General features: G+C 71.7%; 12 protein-coding genes. 9 read left to right on the top strand and 3 right to left on the bottom strand.

The features are described 5' to 3' along the window. Window positions 1-52 precede the first annotated feature (52 nt). Both Dsi01nite_RS18800 and Dsi01nite_RS18795 read left to right on the top strand, forming a co-directional pair. On the top strand, window positions 53-1540 hold the full coding sequence (locus Dsi01nite_RS18800; protein WP_203847486.1) for an FGGY-family carbohydrate kinase: 1488 nt from the start codon (window positions 53-55) through the stop codon (window positions 1538-1540). Further along, on the top strand, window positions 1537-3177 hold the full coding sequence (locus Dsi01nite_RS18795) for a fucose isomerase (protein WP_203847485.1): 1641 nt from the start codon (window positions 1537-1539) through the stop codon (window positions 3175-3177). The genes Dsi01nite_RS18800 and Dsi01nite_RS18795 overlap by 4 nt, the downstream gene beginning before the upstream one ends. Here Dsi01nite_RS18795 and Dsi01nite_RS18790 read toward each other — a convergent pair. Next, window positions 3167-4162, bottom strand: coding sequence for a LacI family DNA-binding transcriptional regulator (locus tag Dsi01nite_RS18790; protein ID WP_203847484.1), 996 nt, complete (start codon window positions 4160-4162; stop codon window positions 3167-3169). The genes Dsi01nite_RS18795 and Dsi01nite_RS18790 overlap by 11 nt on opposite strands. Window positions 4163-4416: 254 nt before the next feature. Between Dsi01nite_RS18790 and Dsi01nite_RS18785 the strand changes: the two genes are divergently transcribed. The 7 genes from Dsi01nite_RS18785 to Dsi01nite_RS18755 all read left to right on the top strand — a co-directional run bounded on the left by Dsi01nite_RS18785 (window position 4417) and on the right by Dsi01nite_RS18755 (window position 17223). After that, window positions 4417-7632 (top strand): DUF2961 domain-containing protein, encoded by a 3216-nt coding sequence (locus Dsi01nite_RS18785; RefSeq protein WP_203847483.1) that lies wholly within the window; start codon window positions 4417-4419, stop codon window positions 7630-7632. Continuing rightward, the gene (locus Dsi01nite_RS18780) at window positions 7629-9752 is read left to right on the top strand and encodes a family 43 glycosylhydrolase (protein WP_239135992.1); all 2124 of its coding nucleotides are present in this window, start codon (window positions 7629-7631) and stop codon (window positions 9750-9752) included. The genes Dsi01nite_RS18785 and Dsi01nite_RS18780 overlap by 4 nt, the downstream gene beginning before the upstream one ends. 114 nt (window positions 9753-9866) lie before the next feature. Next, entirely contained in the window at window positions 9867-11411 is a 1545-nt protein-coding gene (locus Dsi01nite_RS18775) for a sugar ABC transporter ATP-binding protein (protein WP_203847481.1), read from the top strand. After that, entirely contained in the window at window positions 11408-12472 is a 1065-nt protein-coding gene (locus Dsi01nite_RS18770; RefSeq protein WP_203847480.1) for an ABC transporter permease, read from the top strand. Before Dsi01nite_RS18775 ends, Dsi01nite_RS18770 begins: the two co-directional genes overlap by 4 nt. Before the next feature lie 34 nt (window positions 12473-12506). Then, entirely contained in the window at window positions 12507-13502 is a 996-nt protein-coding gene (locus Dsi01nite_RS18765; protein WP_203847479.1) for a substrate-binding domain-containing protein, read from the top strand. A 194-nt stretch (window positions 13503-13696) separates the two neighbouring features. Beyond that, window positions 13697-15157: an FG-GAP repeat domain-containing protein gene (locus Dsi01nite_RS18760; RefSeq protein WP_203847478.1), complete on the top strand. Its 1461-nt coding sequence runs from the start codon at window positions 13697-13699 to the stop codon at window positions 15155-15157. Between the two features lie 29 nt (window positions 15158-15186). Further along, window positions 15187-17223 (top strand): N-acetylmuramoyl-L-alanine amidase, encoded by a 2037-nt coding sequence (locus tag Dsi01nite_RS18755; RefSeq protein ID WP_203847477.1) that lies wholly within the window; start codon window positions 15187-15189, stop codon window positions 17221-17223. Here the strand turns inward: Dsi01nite_RS18755 and Dsi01nite_RS18750 are convergent. Together Dsi01nite_RS18750 and Dsi01nite_RS18745 are read right to left on the bottom strand one after the other, a co-directional pair. Continuing rightward, entirely contained in the window at window positions 17201-17506 is a 306-nt protein-coding gene (locus tag Dsi01nite_RS18750; protein ID WP_203847476.1) for a hypothetical protein, read from the bottom strand. The two genes, Dsi01nite_RS18755 and Dsi01nite_RS18750, sit on opposite strands and share 23 nt — an antisense overlap. Beyond that, on the bottom strand, window positions 17491-17637 hold the full coding sequence (locus Dsi01nite_RS18745) for an NmrA family NAD(P)-binding protein (RefSeq protein WP_203847475.1): 147 nt from the start codon (window positions 17635-17637) through the stop codon (window positions 17491-17493). The genes Dsi01nite_RS18750 and Dsi01nite_RS18745 overlap by 16 nt, the downstream gene beginning before the upstream one ends. Window positions 17638-17640 lie beyond the last annotated feature (3 nt).

Raw genomic sequence — 17640 nt, 5'->3', positions numbered from 1 at the left:
CGCATCGACGCCCGGCATTGACGGGGAAATCGATTTCTGACATCTTGTTGCCATGTCGAACACGGCGACGATCGTGGGCATCGATGTCGGCACCTCGAGCACGAAAGGGGTGCTCGTCGCGCTGGACGGCACGATCCTGGCGAGCGCCACCCGCGCCCACGAGGTGCGCCATCCGCGGCCGGGACACGTCGAGATGGACGCGGGGATCTGGTGGGACGAGGCCGTCTCCATCATCCGCGAGCTGCTGTCCGTGGCCCACAGCGAAGTCACAGCGGTCGGCGTCAGCGGCATGGGCCCGTGCGTCGTGATCACCGACGAGGCCGGCACCCCGTTGCGGCCCGGCATCCTGTACGGCGTCGACACCCGCGCCACCGCACAGATCGCCCGGCTGACCGCGCAGCTCGGCGGCGCCGGCCCGATCCGGGAACGGACCGGCTCCGCGCTGTCCACCCAGAGCGTCGGGCCGAAGCTCGCCTGGCTCGCCGAGCACGAGCCGGACCAGTGGGCCCGCGCCCGGCGCCTGTTCATGCCGGCGACCTGGCTCGGCTGGCAGCTCACCGGCGCCTACTACCTGGACCAGCACTCGGCCAGCCAGTGCACCCCGATGTACGACACCGCCGCGCAGGACTGGCACCGGCCGTGGGCCGCGGACCTCGCCGGGCCGCTCGAACTGCCGCCGCTGGTCTGGCCCGCCGACGTCGTCGGCACCGTCACCGCCGTGGCCGCCGCGCAGACCGGGCTGCCGGCCGGCACGCCCGTCGTCGCCGGCACGATCGACGCCTGGACCGAGGCGGTGAGCGTCGGCGCGCAACGCCTCGGCGACCTCATGCTCATGTACGGCACGACGATGTTCCTGGTGCACACCACCGAGGTGCGCAACACCTCGCCGGTGCTGTGGGGCACGACCGGTGCGTTCCCCGGGACCCGCAACCTCGCCGCGGGCATGGCGACGTCCGGCGCGATCACCACCTGGCTGCACGACCTGCTCGGCGCGCCCGGCTATCCGCAGCTGCTCCAGGAGGCGGCCGCATCCGGGCCCGGCGCCCGCGGGCTGCTGATGCTGCCGTACTTCGCCGGCGAGCGCACCCCGATCGCCGACCCCGACGCGCGCGGCGTGATCGCCGGGCTGACCCTGCGGCACACCCGCGGCGACCTGTACCGGGCGGTCCTGGAGGCCACCGCGTTCGGCGTGCGCCACAACATCGAGGAGCTCGAGCGGGCCGGCGGGCGCATCGAGCGGATCGTCGCGGTCGGCGGCGGCACCCAGGGCGGCCTGTGGGCGCAGATCGTGTCGGACGTGACCGGCATGGCGCAGCTGATGCCCGAGAAGACCATCGGCGCGAGCTACGGCGCCGCATATCTCGCGGCCCGGACCGCGGACATCGACCGCTGGAACCCGAACGTCGCGACGGTCCAGCCCGACCCGCGCACCGCCGAGACCTACGAGCGGCTGTTCCGGCTGTACCTCGACCTGTACCCGGCCACCGCCGCCATCGCCCACACCCTGGCCAGCACCCCCGCACCTTCGGAGGAACCATGACGAGTCCGTATCAGCTCCCGGTGCCGCTGCGGCGCCCGGCCGCCGAGCCCGCCACCGCGTACCTGGTGGTCAGCGGCGACCTGCGGCCGAGCGCGAACATCCGCTGCTGGCCCACCCAGCAGCAGCTGGAGGCCGACGTGACCGCGGCGCTCGGACGGCTCGGCTGGAGCGCCAGCCGCACGCACGCGTTCGACCCGGCGAAGCAGCACGGGTTCATCGACAGCCAGCGCATGGGCATCGAGGTGTTCAAGACCATCCCGCGCGACGCGCCGCTCATCGTCGTCGAGGCGGTCTGGCAGTACAGCCACCACGTCCTGGCGGGGCTGCGCACCCACGAGGGCCCGATCCTCGTCGTGGCGAACTGGTCCGGCGCGTTCCCCGGCCTGGTCGGCCTGCTCAACCTCACCGCCAGCCTCACCAAGGCCGGCGTCGGGCATTCCGCGCTGTGGAGCGAGGACTTCACCGACGACTGGGCCGTGGACGGGCTGCGCCGCTGGCTGGACACCGGCACCGTGGAGCACGACCTGTCGCACGTGCGGGACCTGCCGCCGCTGGACGAATCCGAGCCCGAGGTGGTGCTCGGCACCGCGCTGGCCCGGCAGCTGCGCGACGAGAAGGCCGTCATCGGCGTCTTCGACGAGGGCTGCATGGGCATGTACAACGCCATCTTCGACGACGAGCTGCTCAACCCCCTCGGCATCTTCAAGGAGCGGCTGTCGCAGAGCGCCCTGGTCGCGGAGATGCTCAAGGTGACCGACGAGGAGGCGGCGGCGGTCAAGGCGTGGCTGGACGAGCGCGGCTTCACGTTCCACTTCGGCACCGACGAGGCCGGCGAGCTCACCGAGGCGCAGACAACGAGCCAGTTCAAGATGTACATCGCGGCGCTGCGGATCAGCGACGACTTCGGGCTCGACGCGGTCGGCATCCAGTACCAGCAGGGCCTCAAGGACGTGGTGCCGGCCAGCGACCTGGCCGAGGGCCTGCTGAACAACGTGGAGCGCCCGCCCGTGCGCAGCCGCGACGGCGGCCGGGAGCTCTACGCCGGCGCCCCGCTGCCACACTTCAACGAGGTCGATGAGGGCGTGGCCGTCGACGCGCTGGTCACCAACCGGTTGTGGAACGCGATGGGCTTCGACCCGGCGACCACGCTGCACGACATCCGGTGGGGTGCGGACTACGAGGGCGAGTTCGTCTGGGTCTTCGAGATCTCCGGCTCCGTGCCCGCCTCGCACAACGGCGGCTACGACAAGAGCTACAGCATGCGGCAGCCGCCGATGTTCTTCCCCCTGGGCGGCGGCACGCTGAGCGGAGTGTCGAAACCGGGCGAGATCGTGTGGTCGCGGGTGTTCATCATGGATGCCGTGCTGCACGTCGACCTGGGCCGGGCCACCGTGCGCGGCCTGCCGGCGCAGGAGTCCCAGCGCCGGCTCGACGCGACCGACCGGCAGTGGCCGATCATGCACGCGGTGCTGCACGGCGTGGGCCGCGACCAGCTGATGGCCCGGCACAAGGCCAACCACGTGCAGGTCGCCTACGCCCCGGACGCCGGGGCCGCCGACCGTGCCCTGCTGGCGAAGGCGGCGCTGTTCCACGAGCTCGGGGTCGTCGTGCACCTGTGCGGCGACGTCAAGATCTGAGGCTGCTCTCGCGGACCTTGAGCGTCGTCTGCAGGGTGACGGTCGACGGGGGCCGGTCCGGCTCGGTGATCCGCTCCGCGAGGAGCATCGCCGCGGTCCGGCCCAGCTCGTAGGTCGGTTGCGAGACCGTCGACAGCGAGGGCCGGACCAGGTGCGCCCACGGGATCTCGTCGAAGCCGATGACGCCGATCCCGGCGGGCACCGTGATGCCCCGGTCGACCAGGCACTCGAGCGCGCCGACGGTCATGAGGTTGTTGGCGGCGAAGACCGCGTCCGGTGGGTCACCCGCGTCCAGCAGTGACGCCATCGCGGCGTAGCCGCCCTCCTCGCGGTAGTCGGAGTAGCGCACCAGCCGCGCCGGTGCGCCGAAGCCGTGCGCCTTCAACGCCTGCTGGTAGCCGCGCAGCCGCTGCGCGGCCGTGGACACCTTGCGGGGTCCCGTGATGCAGGCGATGCGGTGGTACCCGCCCTCGATGAGGTGCTCGGTGGCCATGTGCGCGCCGTGCTCGTTGTCGACCAGGACGCTGTCGATGTTGGCCCCGCTGACCTGCCGGTCGATCGCCACGACCGGCGTGCCGGCCTCGATCAGCCGCCGCACGTTGGCCGGGTCGCCGGAGCTGGAGATGATGACCCCGGCCATCTGGTCCTGCAGGGCGGCGGTGACGTACTGCGCCTCCTTGGCCGGGTCCTCGTCGCTGTTGCACAGCACGACCGAGTAGCCGGCCCGCTGGCCGACGTCCTCGACGCCGCGCACCATCGCGGTGAAGAAGGGGTTGCCGACGTCGGAGATGATCACCGCCCACAGCGTGGTGCGGCTGCGGCGCAGGTTGCGCGCCACGGAATTGGGGCGGTAGTCCAGCTCGCGGACCGCCTCCTGGACCCGGGTGGCCATGTCGGGGTCGACGCTGGACCGCCCGTTGAGCACCCGGGAGACGGTGGCCGGGGAGACCTGTGCGCGCTGCGCGACGTCGTAGATGGTCGCCATGATCCCAATCCTTCCCGACATCTCCGGAGCGCAATAATGCCACGCCGGACGGTCGTGCCTACCGGTGACGGGCCGCCCGGTGTGGCCGGAAATCGATTTCGCCCCGTGGTTGGCGACGGGCGCGCCGACCGCCGTGCCGCCGGCGCTCGAGGCGGGCCGGCCGCCCTGACCGATCGTAAGCTTCTGACATATTGACGCAGGCGTATGTAAGTCGTCTACTGGCAGCAATCGATTTCTCGGAAGGGACGCCACCCATGCGCCTGTTGCGAAGAACCGTCGTCGCGGCCCTGCTGCTCCCGCTGCTCATGGCCGTCGCCGCCCCCGCGCCCGCAGGCGCGGCGGTGCCGGACGACAAGGGACCGGTCGGCTGGGACACCTACCGGCGCCTCGACCGGCTGCCGACGCTGTCCGCCGGCACCCGGACGAAACAGTTCTCCGGCTTCGGCCGCGACGGCTCCAACGACGACGGCTTCGGCGGCACCTACTCGTGCCTGCGCACCGACGGCGGCTGCACGATCGCCGAGGACCGCGGCGCCGGCGAGATCCAGTCGATCTGGTTCACCCGCGACAACGGCGACGTCAGTGCCACCGGCTGGATCCGCGTCGAGCTCGACGGCGTCACCGTCGTCAACACCGGCCTGCAGAACCTCGTCAACGGCAACCTCGGCGCCCCGTTCGTCTGGCCCCTGGTGACCAACGCCGACCAGACCTCCGGCGGTGTCACGGTCAAGGTGCCGATGCCGTACCGCACCAGCATGCGGATCGTCACCCAGAACAACCCGCTCTTCTACCACGTCGGCTACCGCACCTTCGCCGACGCGAACGGCATCACCCGCTTCAACCCCGCCGACCAGGCCCTCGACGTCGTCGACAACCTCCGCCAGGCGGGCCTGCGCGACCCGAAACCGCCCCAGGCCGGCGCCACCACCGCCACCGCGACCGTCACCGCCCCGGCTGGCGGGCAGGCCACCCTGGCCGCGCTGAGCGGGCCGCGGGCGATCAGCGCGCTGCGGCTGCGCATCCCCGACGGCGCCGCCACCGAGGCGACCCTCACCGCGCTGCGGCTGCGGATCACGTTCGACGGCCGCACCACCGTCGACGCCCCCGTGGCGGAGTTCTTCGGCGCCGGGCTCGGCGAGCGGACCGTGCGTTCGCTCATGTTCGCCATGGACGCCGCACCCGGCGGCTGGTACAGCGCCTGGTGGCCGATGCCGTTCGGCGCCAACGCCACCGTCGCGATCGCCAACACCGGCGGCGCGTCGATCGGCGGCATCCAGGCCGAGGTGACGTCCGCGCCCACCACCTGGTCCAGCGACGTCGGCTACTTCACCACCCAGTCGCGCCGCGCCGAGACCGTCGCCGGCAAGGACTGGATCATGGCCGACCAGGCCGGCCGGGGCCGCCTCGTCGGGGTGTCGCAGACCATGCGGGCGCACATCACCGGCGGCAACACCCGCAACTACCTCGAGGGCGACGAACGCATCCACGTCGACGGCGCTTCCAGCCCACAGTGGTACGGCACCGGCACCGAGGACTTCTACGAGTCCGGCTGGTACTTCAACCGCGGCGAGTACTCGGGCGTCTTCACCGGCAACACCGGGCACCGGTTCCGCACCGGGGGCTGCGCCGACGAGTGCGACGCCGCCTACCGGCTCATGCTCGGCGACGCCGTCGCCTACACCAGCGGCCTGCGGTTCGGCATCGAGCACGGGCCGACCGCCAACGAACCGGCCGACTACGCCTCGACCGCGTTCCTCTACACCCAGCCGACCGCCGCGGTCCGCCAGACCGACACGGTGCTGACGGGCGACGCCGCCAGCCGCAGCGCCCACGGCTACGCCGACGGTGCCGCCACGCAGTACCAGCTGACCTCCGTCTTCGAAGGTGACAACGACGACGTGTCCAGCACCGGCCAGGTCCGCTCCGGCACCTCGGCGATCTCCTTCCGGGTCGCGGTCGAACCGGGCAACTCCGGGGTCCGGCTGCGCCGCACCGGCGACCAGCAACGCGCCTACCAGCAGGCGGCGGTCGCCGTCGACGGGGTGAGCGCCGGCACCTGGCTGCAGCCGCTCGGCAACGAGATCCAGCGCTGGCTCACCGACGAGTTCACGCTGCCCGCCGCGCTCACCGCCGGCAAGTCGGCGGTGACGGTCACGCTCACCCCGGTCGGCGGCGCGTGGACGGCGTCGCGCTACACGGCGTCGAGCATGGTCGCGCCGTACCTGGACACCACCGCGCCCGGCGCGGTCACCGGACTCGCCGTCACCGGCGGGCGCACCCACGCGATCGGGCTCACCTGGAGCGAGGCGAGCGACAACGTGGGCGTCACCAGCTACCGCGTCTACGGCTCGACGAACTCGTCCGTGCCGGTCACCGCGGCGAACCTGCGCGGCACCGTCGCCGGCACCGGCTTCCGGCACGGTCCGCTGCCGATCGGGCAGACCTGGTACTACCGGGTGGTCGCGGTCGACGCCGCGGGCAACGCCGGGCCCGCCTCCGGGGTCGTGTCCGGCAGCGTCCGCGGCCGGGTCGTCAGCGACGTCAACGGCGACGGCCGCGACGACGCGGTCGCGTTCACCCGCGGCGCCGACTCGGACGTGTTCAGTGCCACCTCGACCGGCACGTCGTTCGGGGCGTCGGTGAAGGGCAACGACTTCTTCGCCATCGACGGCGAGGTGCCGTTCACCGGCGACGTCAACGGCGACGGCCGGACCGACCTCATCACCTTCACCCGGGGGTCGCTCGCCGACGTCTACGTGGCGCTCGGCAACGGCAGCGGCGGCTTCGGCGGCGGCGCCAAGTGGCACGACTTCTTCGCCGTCGACGCGGAGGTGCCGCTCGTCGGGGACGTCGACGGCGACGGCCGCACCGACATCATCACCTTCACCCGCGGCGCCAACGCGGACGTGTACGTGGCGCTGTCGACCGGCAGCGGCTTCGGACCCGGCATCAGGTGGCACGACCGGTTCGCCATCGGCACCGAGACGCCGCTCGTCGGCGACTTCGACGGCGACGGCCGCGACGACATCGCGACCTTCACCGGCGGCACCGGCGGCAGCTTCTACGTGGCGCTGTCCGACGGCGGCCGGTTCGTCGGCGACGGCTGGCTGTGGCGGTCCGGCTTCGGCGGTGACGTGGTGTCGACCGGCGACGTCAACGGCGACGGTCGCGACGACCTGGTGGCCTTCACCCGTGGCAGCACCGCCGACGTGTTCGTCGCGTTGTCGAGTGGCACGGGCTTCGGCACGCCCGTGAAGTGGCACGACAACTTCGCCATCAACGCCGAGCGGCCGGGTGTCGGCGACTTCGACGGCGACGGCCGGGCCGACATCGTCACGTTCACCGGTGACCCGGCGGCCGACGCGTTCGTGTCGCTGTCCGACGGCGGCCGGTTCGTGCAGAACGCCTGGAAGTGGCACGACACCTTCGGCGGTGGCGCGTCCACGGTCGTCAGGCCGAGCGCGCCGTGAGAGCCATCGCACTGGTGGCGGCCCTGCTGATCCTGGCAGGGCCCGCCCCCGCGTTCGCCGCGGACACGCCGGTCACCCTCGAGGCGGAAGGCCTGCTGCCCGCCGTGTCGTCGACCGCTCCGGTGGAGTCGCAGCCGAACTGCTGCGGCGTCGCCTGGTCCGGCGGGCGGCAGCTGTGGTTGCGGGCCGCCCACGCCGGTGACTCCGTCACCGTCACGCTGCCCGCGGTGACGCCCGGCCAGTACGACCTGGGCGGGATCCTGACGAAGGCGGCCGACTACGGGACGCTGCGCTTCGCCGTCGACGGGGTCGCGATCGGTCAGCTCTTCGACGGCTACGCCACGGCGGTGCAGCGCACCGGCGCGGTCCCGCTCGGCTCGGTCGCCCTCGCGGCCGGCACGCACCGGCTCACCGTGACGGTCACCGGCCGGAACCCGGCATCGACCGGGTTCTTCGCCGGCCTCGACACGATCACCCTGCAACGGGTCGGTGCGCTGGCGACGGTCACCACGTCGACGTATGAAACCGTGGCGGAGACACCGTCGCGCGGCACCCTCACTCGCGTGTACGACCCGAGCGTGGGCGAATCCGCCGCGTGGTACCTCAACGACCACACCATCGTGCAGCACCGCGGCACCGGCGTGTGGCACGCGTTCGGCATCACCCACGCCGAGCCGGGCGCACCGCTGCAGGAGACGCTGTTCGCGCACGCCACCGCGCCCACCCCGAACGGGCCCTGGACGAAACAGCCGGCCGCCCTCACGGCGTCCCCGGCGGCGGGGGAGCAGTGGATCTGGGCCCCGCACGTCATCCACGACAACGGCGTCTACTTCATGTTCTACGCGGCCGGGAACCCGGACTACACCCGCTACCGGATGCACCTCGCCACGTCGACGGATCTGGTCACGTGGACGCGCAGCCCGGCCAACCCGCTGTTCACCGACGGCTGGGAGGCGCGGGACCCGATGGTCACCCGGGTCGGCGAGCAGTGGGTCATGTACTACACCGCCACCACCGCCCCGAACGGCGGCAACCACATCGTCGGGTACCGCACCAGCACCGACCTGACCACGTGGAGCGCCCGGCGGACCGCGTTCACGTCGCCGTACACCGGGCAGGCGGCCGGGCAGACCGAGTCGCCGTTCGTGGTGCGGCGCGGCGAATGGTGGTACCTCTTCGTCTGCTGCGACGGCACCGACTACGGCGCCGCGTACCGGCGCACCGCCGTCTACCGCAGCCGCGACCCCTTCCAGTTCGACGGGGCGGAGAAGGTCGCGGTCCTGGACGCCCACGCCGCCGAGGTGATCGTCGACGGGTCGAACTGGTACCTCAGCCACGCCGGTTGGGGGATGGGCGGGCTGTGGCTCGCCCCGCTGCAGTGGACCTCCGGGGTCGTGGCGCGGGGGCGGGTGGTCAGCACCGGCTACCTGCGCGCCGACATCCGGACCTGGCCGTCCGCGCGGATCGCCTCGCTCGGCGTCGACCCGGCGGGCGGCGGCGCCTACCGGCCGGCGCTCGACTCGTCCTACCGCGGCACCGGGCCCTACCTGGCGGTCGGTGGGTTCGGGGTGACCGACCCGGCCGGTGCACCGTCCAGAGTGGACGTGTCCGCGGACGGGACCCGGATCAACCTCGCCGGCATCCCGTTCGGCAACGAACCGGTCACCGCCGACTGGCTCATCTCCGTGGTGCCCCGATGGACGGGACCGGCGCTGCAGAGCGACGTCGTCTGGTCCGTCAACGGGTGGCCGACGGCCGGCGTGTGGGAGGTCGCGTTCAACGTCGACGGCGCGCTGCCGATGGTCGGCGACCCGGCCACGGAGGCGCGACCGACCGGGGACGTCACCGGGATGCCGGCGTGGTCGATGCTGTCCTCGGCGGAGGCCGGCGGGCTGTCGGTGGTGTCGGCGCACCGCTGGGCGTCGGCGTGGCGCGGCGACAACATCTGGTACGACGCCGGGCACGCGATGGCGGCGTGGCAGCCGCTGTGGCGCAACGGCGGCGTCGCGTGGGCGCCCGGCCAGTATCCGGGCGGGACGTGGCGGATCGCGTCCAGCGGGGTGCGCCGGGACGTGGCATTCGCCGGCACCGTGTGGTCCGCGATCAATGCGATCCCGTGACCTGCCATTGATGCCGGACATTACGAGATTGCGACGAGGGGTTGACAGGACTATGACCGTCTCTTACGTTCTCACCTGAGAAATCGATTTCTCACGGCCCCGGGGGTGGTGCCCATGAGCGAGGCGCTTGTCACGATGACCGGCATCACGAAGCAGTTCGGCGGCGTGGTCGCCTGCCGCGACGTCGACTTCACGATCCGGGCCGGCGAGGTCCACGCGTTGCTCGGCGAGAACGGTGCGGGCAAGTCGACGCTCATGAACGTGCTGTCCGGCGTCGTCACCGACCACGACGGCGAGATCACGGTCGCGGGGACGCCGGTGCGGTTCCACCGCCCGGCCGACGCGCAGGCGGCCGGGATCGCCACCATCCACCAGGAGCTCGACCTCGTGCCGGGCCTCTCCGTGGCGGAGAACCTGGTGCTGGGCCGCGAACCCCGCACCAGGCTCCGGCTGCTGGACCGCCGGGCGATGCTGCGCACCGCCCGGGAGCAGCTGCGGCAGCTCGGTGTCGACCTCGACCCGCGCCGCCCGGTCGGCGCCCTGCGCGTCGGCGAGCAGCAGCTGGTCGAGATCGCCAGGGCGCTGTCGCTCGACGCGCGGGTCCTCGTCATGGACGAGCCGACGGCGGCTCTGGCGGACGCGGAGGTGCGGCGCCTCTTCGCCACCATCGAGGAGCTGCGCCGCCGCGGCGTCGGCATCGTCTACATCTCCCACCGCATGGAGGAGATCGAGGCGATCGCCGACCGGGCGACGGTGCTGCGCAACGGTGGGGTCGCCGGCACCGTCGACCCGCGCACCGCCGGCCCCGGCGAGATCATCTCGCTGATGGTCGGCCGGTCGGTGGAGACGCTCTTCGGCTCGGCGAACGCCAAGACGGGAGCGCCGCTGCTGGAGGTCGACGACCTCACGGTCCGGCCCAGGCACCGCCGGCCCGGGCGGTGCGAGCCGGCCGGGGCCACGCTGACGGTGCGGGCGGGGGAGATCGTCGGCCTCGCCGGGCTGATGGGCGCGGGCCGCACCGAGCTGCTGGAGACGCTGTTCGGGGCGGGCGCCAAGGGCCGCCGCAGCGGATCGGTCCGCCTCGACGGCGTGGCCTACGCGCCGGCGGCACCACGCCAGGCCCTGCGCCGGGGCGTCGGGTTCGTGCCCGAGGACCGCCGGGGCTCCGCGCTCGTGCTCGGGCACGCCACCGGCCGCAGCATCGTGCTCACCGCCCTGCACCGCCTCACCACCGCCGGCATCGTCCGGCGCCGGCGGGAACGTGCCGCCGTCGCCGGGAAGATCGCCGAGCTGGCCATCAAGACCCCGTCGGCCAACGTGCCCGTCGGCGCGCTGTCCGGCGGCAACCAGCAGAAGGTCGTGTTCGCCCGCCAGCTCCTCGCCGGGCCGCGCCTGCTGCTGCTCGACGAGCCGACCCGCGGCGTCGACATCGGCGCCAAGGCCGAGATCTACCGGCTCCTGCACCGTCTCGCCGACGACGGCATGGGCATCCTGCTCGCCTCCTCCGAGCTGCCGGAGCCCCTGGGTGTCTGCGACCGCATCGTCGTGCTGCGGGCCGGCCGGACCGTCGCCGACCTGCCCGCCGCCACCACCGACGCGGCGGGCATCCTCGCCGCCGCCATGGGCCAGCACAGCCGTCCCACGAGGGAGTCAGCGTGACCATCGACGAGCAGACCCCGGCCGCCGGCACCGTCGGGCTCAAGGCCTCCGCGGCGTGCTGGCTGCGCCGGCCGCGCAGCCGGCGGGAGCTGATCGACCGGCTCTTCGCGGTGCAGAGCCTCTTTGCCCTCGCCGTCGTGTTCGCTGTCGCGATCGCGGCGTCGCCGACCCGCAACGGCGAAAACCTCTTCCTGTCGACCGGCAACCTCGGCAACATCGTGCGGGCGGTGTCCGAGATCGGCATCATCGCCGTCGGCATGACGTTCGTGGTCCTGCTCGGCGGCATCGACCTGTCCGTCGGCGCGATCCTCGGCCTGTCGGCGGTCGGCACCGCCACGCTGATGGTCGACTCCGGGCTCGGCATCCTGCCGTCGGTCCTCGCGGTGCTCGCGATCGGCGCGGCCTTCGGCGCCCTGCAGGGCTACGCGACGGCCCGGCTGGGCATCCAGTCGTTCATCGTCACCCTCGCCGGGCTCCAGGTCGCCCGCGGGCTGGCCCGCATCTGGTCCGGCGGGCTCGGCATCCCGATCGCCTACGGCGACGGGCCCAAGGAGGCACCGCCCGCCTTCGAGATCCTCAACGGCTCGTTCAACGGCGTGGTGCCGGTGCCGGCCGTGCTGTTCCTCGCCATCGGTGTGGCCGCCATCGTCGTGCTGCGCACCACCGCGTTCGCGCGGCACGTGTACGCGATCGGCGGCAACGAGAAGGCGGCCCGTCTCTCGGGTGTACCGGTCACCCGGGTCAAGGTCGCCGTGTTCGCCATCGCCGGGCTCCTCGCGGCGGTGGCCGGGGTCGTCCACGCGGGCCAGCTCAACCAGGGCAGCCCCAACGACGGTGCCGGATACGAGCTCGACGCCATCGCCGCGGTGGTGATCGGCGGCACCGCACTGTCCGGCGGCTCCGGGTCCATGGGCGGCACCCTGGCCGGCGCGCTGCTGCTGGGCATCCTCAACAACATCCTCGCGCTCAACAACATCGACGCCAATGTGCAGCTGCTCATCAAGGGCCTGGTCATCGTGGCCGCCGCCGCCCTGCAGAAGCTGCACCGCACCGTCGCCTGACACCCCTCACCCCCTTTTTTCACAGGAGCGATCCATGCGTCATCGCATCAGCACGTTCGTCGTGCTCGCCTGCGTGCTCATCACGACCGCGTGCAGCGTCGAGAAGCCGTCCGAGCAGGCGGGCGACGCCGCGGGCGCCGCCTGCGGCACCGGCAAGGAGTTCCTCATCGGCATGTCGCAGGCGAACAACGCCGAGCCCTACCGCCAGGTCATGAACAACGACGTGACGGCCGCGGCGAAGGCGGTCCCGGGCTTCAAGGTGGTCGTCTCCGACGCCGCGCAGGACAACAGCAAGCAGGTCGCCGACGTCGAGAGCTTCCTCACCCAGAAGATCAACCTGCTGATCATCTCGCCCAACGAGGCGAAGCCGCTCACCGCGGTCGTCAAGAAGGCCTACGACCAGAAGATCCCGGTCATCGTGCTGGACCGCAAGGTCGAGGGCGACGCGTACACCGCGTTCATCGGCGGCGACAACGTCGCGATCGGCAAGGCCGCCGGCGAGTACTACGCCAAGACCCTGCTGCCCAGCGGCGGCAAGGTGATCGAGATCGCCGGCCTGCCGGGCTCCACCCCGGCGAAGGAACGGGCGGACGGCTTCCGGGCCGGCATCGCCGGCAACCCGAAGATCGAGATCGTGGCGTCGCAGCCCGGTGACTGGCTGCGGGAGAAGGGCCAGTCGGTGGCCGACGCGCTGCTCAAGGCGCACCCGGACGTCGCCGCCGTCTACGCGCACAACGACCCGATGGCCGAGGGCGCCTACCTCGCGGCCAAGGCGGCCGGACTCGAGACGAAGATCAAGTTCACCGGTATCGACGCGCTGCCCGTGCCGTCCGGCGGTATCAAGGCGGTCGAGCAGGGCCGGCTCTCGGCGACGTTCCAGTACGCCACCGGCGGCCGCGAGGCGATCGACCTGGCCAAGAAGATCCTGGTCGACTGCGGCAAGGACGTGCCGCGCAGCACGACCCTCGGCACCCAGCAGATCACCAAGGACAACGCGGCCGAGGTGTACACCAAGCTCGGCGGCTCCTGACCCGCGCATCGCATCGCCCGGCGCCGTCGTTCCAGCGCGCCGGGCGATGCGTCGTGCCTGCGTGCCGGTACCTGTGGCTTCCTGCCGGATCCACTGAGGTGAATGAAGCTTTCCTTCAGCGGATCCATTGACATCGATGGTGCTGAGTGCGGACACTCAGCAGCAATCGATTTCTCGGCATCCGAGGAGCCCCCGTGAGACGCATCCCCCTGGCGCTGGTGGCCGCGCTCTGCGCGACCGTCGCCGCCGTGGCGCCCACAGCCCCAGCGTCGGCGTCCACATCGGACATGCCGGCCGTCACCCTGGCCGCCTGCCCGTCGATCCCGGCCGGGCACGACCCGGCCGTCACCACGATCGTCTACCGCGTCGCCCGCAACTTCAACGCCAACGACAAGGTGACGCTGTCGGCGTTCGAGGCCGGCTGGGTCGAGTCGCACCTGAACAACCTGCCGTGCGGCGACAAGACCTCCCTCGGCGTGTTCCAGCAACGCTGGGACTACGGCTGGGGCACCCAGGAACAGATCATGGACCCGGTGTACGCGTCGACGCAGTACGTCACCCGCGCGATCACCTGCGACCGCAACAACCCCGGCTACAGCGCCGGCCAGGTCGCCCAGTGCGTGCAGCGCTCCGGCTTCCCCGACCGCTACGACCAGGTCGCCGCGAAGGCCCGGACCCTGCTCAACGAGGCCGCGCGCACCGCGGCCATCGCCGGCGGCTCGCCCACCGACGTCAACGGCGACGGCAGGGACGACATCCTCACGTTCACCCAGAACGCGCTCGCCGACGTCTACGTCAGCACCTCCACCGGCACCGCGTTCGCCGGCACCTCGGTGAAGTGGAACGACTTCTTCTCCATCGGCGGCGAGACGGCCACCACCGGCGACGTCAACGGCGACGGCAAGGACGACATCATCACGTTCGCGCACAGCAACACCGGCGACGTGTACGTGGGCCTGTCCACCGGCACGTCGTTCGCCGGCGGCGCGAAGTGGCACGACTGGTTCGCCCCCGGCGCCGAGATCGGTGCCGTCGGCGACGTCAACGGCGACGGTAAGGACGACATCGTCGCGTTCACCCACAACCCGTCCGGTGATGTCTATGTCGCGCTGTCCACCGGCACGTCGTTCGGCCCCGGACAGAAGTGGCACGAGTTCTTCGCGCCGTCCGGCGAGTACCCGGCGGTCGGCGACGTCAACGGCGACGGCAGGGCCGACCTCATCACCTTCACCCAGGGGTCGGCGTCGGCGGCGGACGTGATCGTCGCGCTGTCCACGGGCACGTCGTTCGGGCCCGGCCTGAAGTGGCACGACCTGTTCGCGGTCGGCACCGAGCTGCCCCGGGTCGGCGACGTCAACGGCGACGGCAAGGCCGACATCGTCACCTTCACCTGCGACGCCAACGCCGACGTCTACGCCGCGGTGTCCAACGGCGCCGCGTTCGTCGGCACCACAGTGAAGTGGAACGACTTCTTCTGCACCGCGGGGGAGTTCCCGTATCTCGCCGACGCCAACGGCGACGGTAAGGACGACATCGTCGTGTTCACCAAGGGCGCCACCAACGACGTGTACGTCGGCATCTCCACCGGCACCGGCTTCCTCGGCGGCGCCAAGTGGCACGACTTCTTCGGCCTCAACGGCGAGGCGACGCTGTGAAACCTCCGCACCTCCGATGGGAGACCCCCATGGCCAACTGGTGGCGCCGCGGCGCCGTCGTCCTGCTCGCCGGTGTGCTCGTCGCGGGATCCGCGGCCACCGCCCACGCCGCGCCCGTCGACGGCCTGAACGCGGCCTTCGCCAAGGCGGCCGCCGAGTCCGGCGTGCCGCGGGACCTGCTCGTCGCGGTCGGCTACGGCGAGACCCGCCTCGACGCGCACGGCGGCAAACCGAGCCAGGCCAACGGGTTCGGCGTGATGCACCTGGCCAGCAACCCCACCAACCACAGCCTGGAACGCGCCGCGACCCTCACCGGCGTGCCCGCGGCCGCGCTGCGATCGGACACACCGGCCAACATCCGCGGCGGCGCGGCGGTCCTGCGCGACCTCGCCGACGCCGCGGGCCTGAAAGCGGGCGATCGCGGCCGGATCGGCGCGTGGTACCCGGTCGTCGCGCGATACAGCGCGTCCGTCGACGACGCCACCGCCCGCCTCTACGCCGACAACGTTTACGACATTCTGCGGCAAGGGATTCCGGGCGCTGTTGTGGGCCGTTCCGTGGCGCCGGAGCTAGGCCGCTATGCCTCGACCGCGCCGACCGGGGGCTCCTCGCTCGCCGCCGCGGTCCCGGAGTACGGCCCGGCCCGCTGGGTCGCCGCCAACGGCGCCAACTACGGCGCGGGGCGGTCCAGCCGGATCACCACCGTCGTCATCCACGTGACCCAGGGCTCCTACGCCGGCACGGTCAACTGGTTCCAGAACCCGTCCGCCGGGGTCAGCGCGCACTACGTGGTCAAGTCCAGCAACGGCGAGATCACGCAGATGGTCCGGGAGGGCGACACCGCATACCACGCCCGCTCCGCCAACGCGTACGGCGTCGGCATCGAGCACGAGGGCTACGTCGACAACCCGGCCTGGTTCACCGACGCGATGTACCGCTCGTCGGCGGCCCTGACCCGCTACCTCTGCGACAAGTACGGCATCCCGAAGAACCGGACCGGGATCAAGGGGCACAACGAGATCCCCGGCAACGACCACACGGACCCCGGTCCCAACTGGAACTGGAACTACTACATCTCCCTGGTCAACGCGGGCGGCGGCGGGGGTACGGGCGGCAGGTACTACGCCGGTTCACCCACTGACTTCACCGGTGACGGCAAGGACGACATCGTCACGTTCAACCAGGGCAGCCTCAACGACGTCTACGTCTCGACCTCGACCGGCACCGCGTTCGCCGGCACGTCGGTGAAGTGGAACGACTTCTTCGGCCTGACGGGGGAAACCCCGTTGACCGGCGACTTCAACGGCGACGGCAAGGACGACATCGTCGTGTTCACCGGCGGCACCCTCGGCGACGTGTACGTCGGGTTGTCGAACGGCACCTCGTTCGCCGGCGGCGCGAAGTGGCACGACTGGTTCGCCCCGGGCGCGGAGGTCCCAGCGGTCGGCGACGTCAACGGCGACGGTCGCGATGACATCATCACGTTCACCCACGACGCCGCCGCCGACGTGTACGTGGCGTTGTCCACCGGTACGTCGTTCGGGCCCGGCGTGAAGTGGCACGAGTACTTCTCGATCCCGGGCGAGTACCCGGCGGTCGGTGACGTCGACGGCGACGGCAAGGCCGACATCATCACCTTCACCCAAGGCCCTACGACCGCGGCCGACGTGATCGTCGCGCTGTCCACCGGCGCCGGCTTCGGCGCCCCGCTCAAATGGCACGACCTGTTCGCCGTCGGCAGCGAGCAGCCGCGGGTCGGTGACGTCAACGGCGACGGCAAGGCCGACATCGTCACGTTCACCTGCAACGCCGACGCCGACGTCTACGCCGCCGTGTCCACCGGTACCGCGTTCGTCGGCACCACGGTGAAGTGGAACGACTTCTTCTGCACCGCCGGGGAGTTCCCGTACCTCGGTGACGTCAACGGCGACGGCAAGGACGACATCATCGTCTTCACCAAGGCCGCCACCAACGACGTCTACGTCGGGCTGTCCACCGGCACCGGCTTCCTCGGCGGCGCCAAATGGCACGACTTCTTCGGCCTCACCGGCGAGACCACCCTGTAACGATTTCGCTGGAGGGCGCCGGGCCGGCGCCCTCCAGCGCATCCCAGGACGCGGTCCCAGTCGACCGTGCGGGCCCAGTCGGCGCCACCTCCGGGTGCGCGGCGTGCAGCGCCACGGCGTCGAGGAAGTCGGTGTTGTCCTCGAAACGCTGGAACATGTCGGCGATCTCGTCGCCGGCCCACTGCCGGACCTGGTCCAGCGGCAGCTGCCGGTAGGGGATCTCCCGGCCGAGCACGTCGCCGAGGATCCGGGCCGCCTCCTCGCCGGTCACCCGGTCGGACACGACGTCGATGCGCTGCCCGGCGACCCGGGCGAGCGCACGAAGGCGGTGACCTCGTGGCCGTGGTCGAGGAGCAGCCGCGCGACGGCGCCGCCCTGCTTCCCGGTGGCGCCGATGACGAGGACGGTGGTCACAGG

It is taken from the genome of Dactylosporangium siamense, assembly GCF_016862795.1.
Lineage (GTDB): Bacteria > Actinomycetota > Actinomycetes > Mycobacteriales > Micromonosporaceae > Dactylosporangium > Dactylosporangium siamense.
The sequence above is the reverse complement of the archived record's forward strand: the minus strand, read 5'-3'. Positions and strand labels throughout refer to the sequence as shown.

Excerpts from the sequence above, each read along its gene's own strand:
- Dsi01nite_RS18755 (WP_203847477.1), top strand. The coding sequence starts at position 15,187 with ATGGCCAACTGGTGGCGCCGCGGCGCCGTCGTCCTGCTCGCCGGTGTG.
- Dsi01nite_RS18800 (WP_203847486.1), top strand. The coding sequence starts at position 53 with ATGTCGAACACGGCGACGATCGTGGGCATCGATGTCGGCACCTCGAGC.
- Dsi01nite_RS18775 (WP_203847481.1), top strand. The coding sequence starts at position 9,867 with ATGAGCGAGGCGCTTGTCACGATGACCGGCATCACGAAGCAGTTCGGC.
- Dsi01nite_RS18785 (WP_203847483.1), top strand. The coding sequence starts at position 4,417 with ATGCGCCTGTTGCGAAGAACCGTCGTCGCGGCCCTGCTGCTCCCGCTG.
- Dsi01nite_RS18765 (WP_203847479.1), top strand. The coding sequence starts at position 12,507 with ATGCGTCATCGCATCAGCACGTTCGTCGTGCTCGCCTGCGTGCTCATC.
- Dsi01nite_RS18790 (WP_203847484.1), bottom strand. The coding sequence starts at position 4,162 with ATGGCGACCATCTACGACGTCGCGCAGCGCGCACAGGTCTCCCCGGCC.
- Dsi01nite_RS18795 (WP_203847485.1), top strand. The coding sequence starts at position 1,537 with ATGACGAGTCCGTATCAGCTCCCGGTGCCGCTGCGGCGCCCGGCCGCC.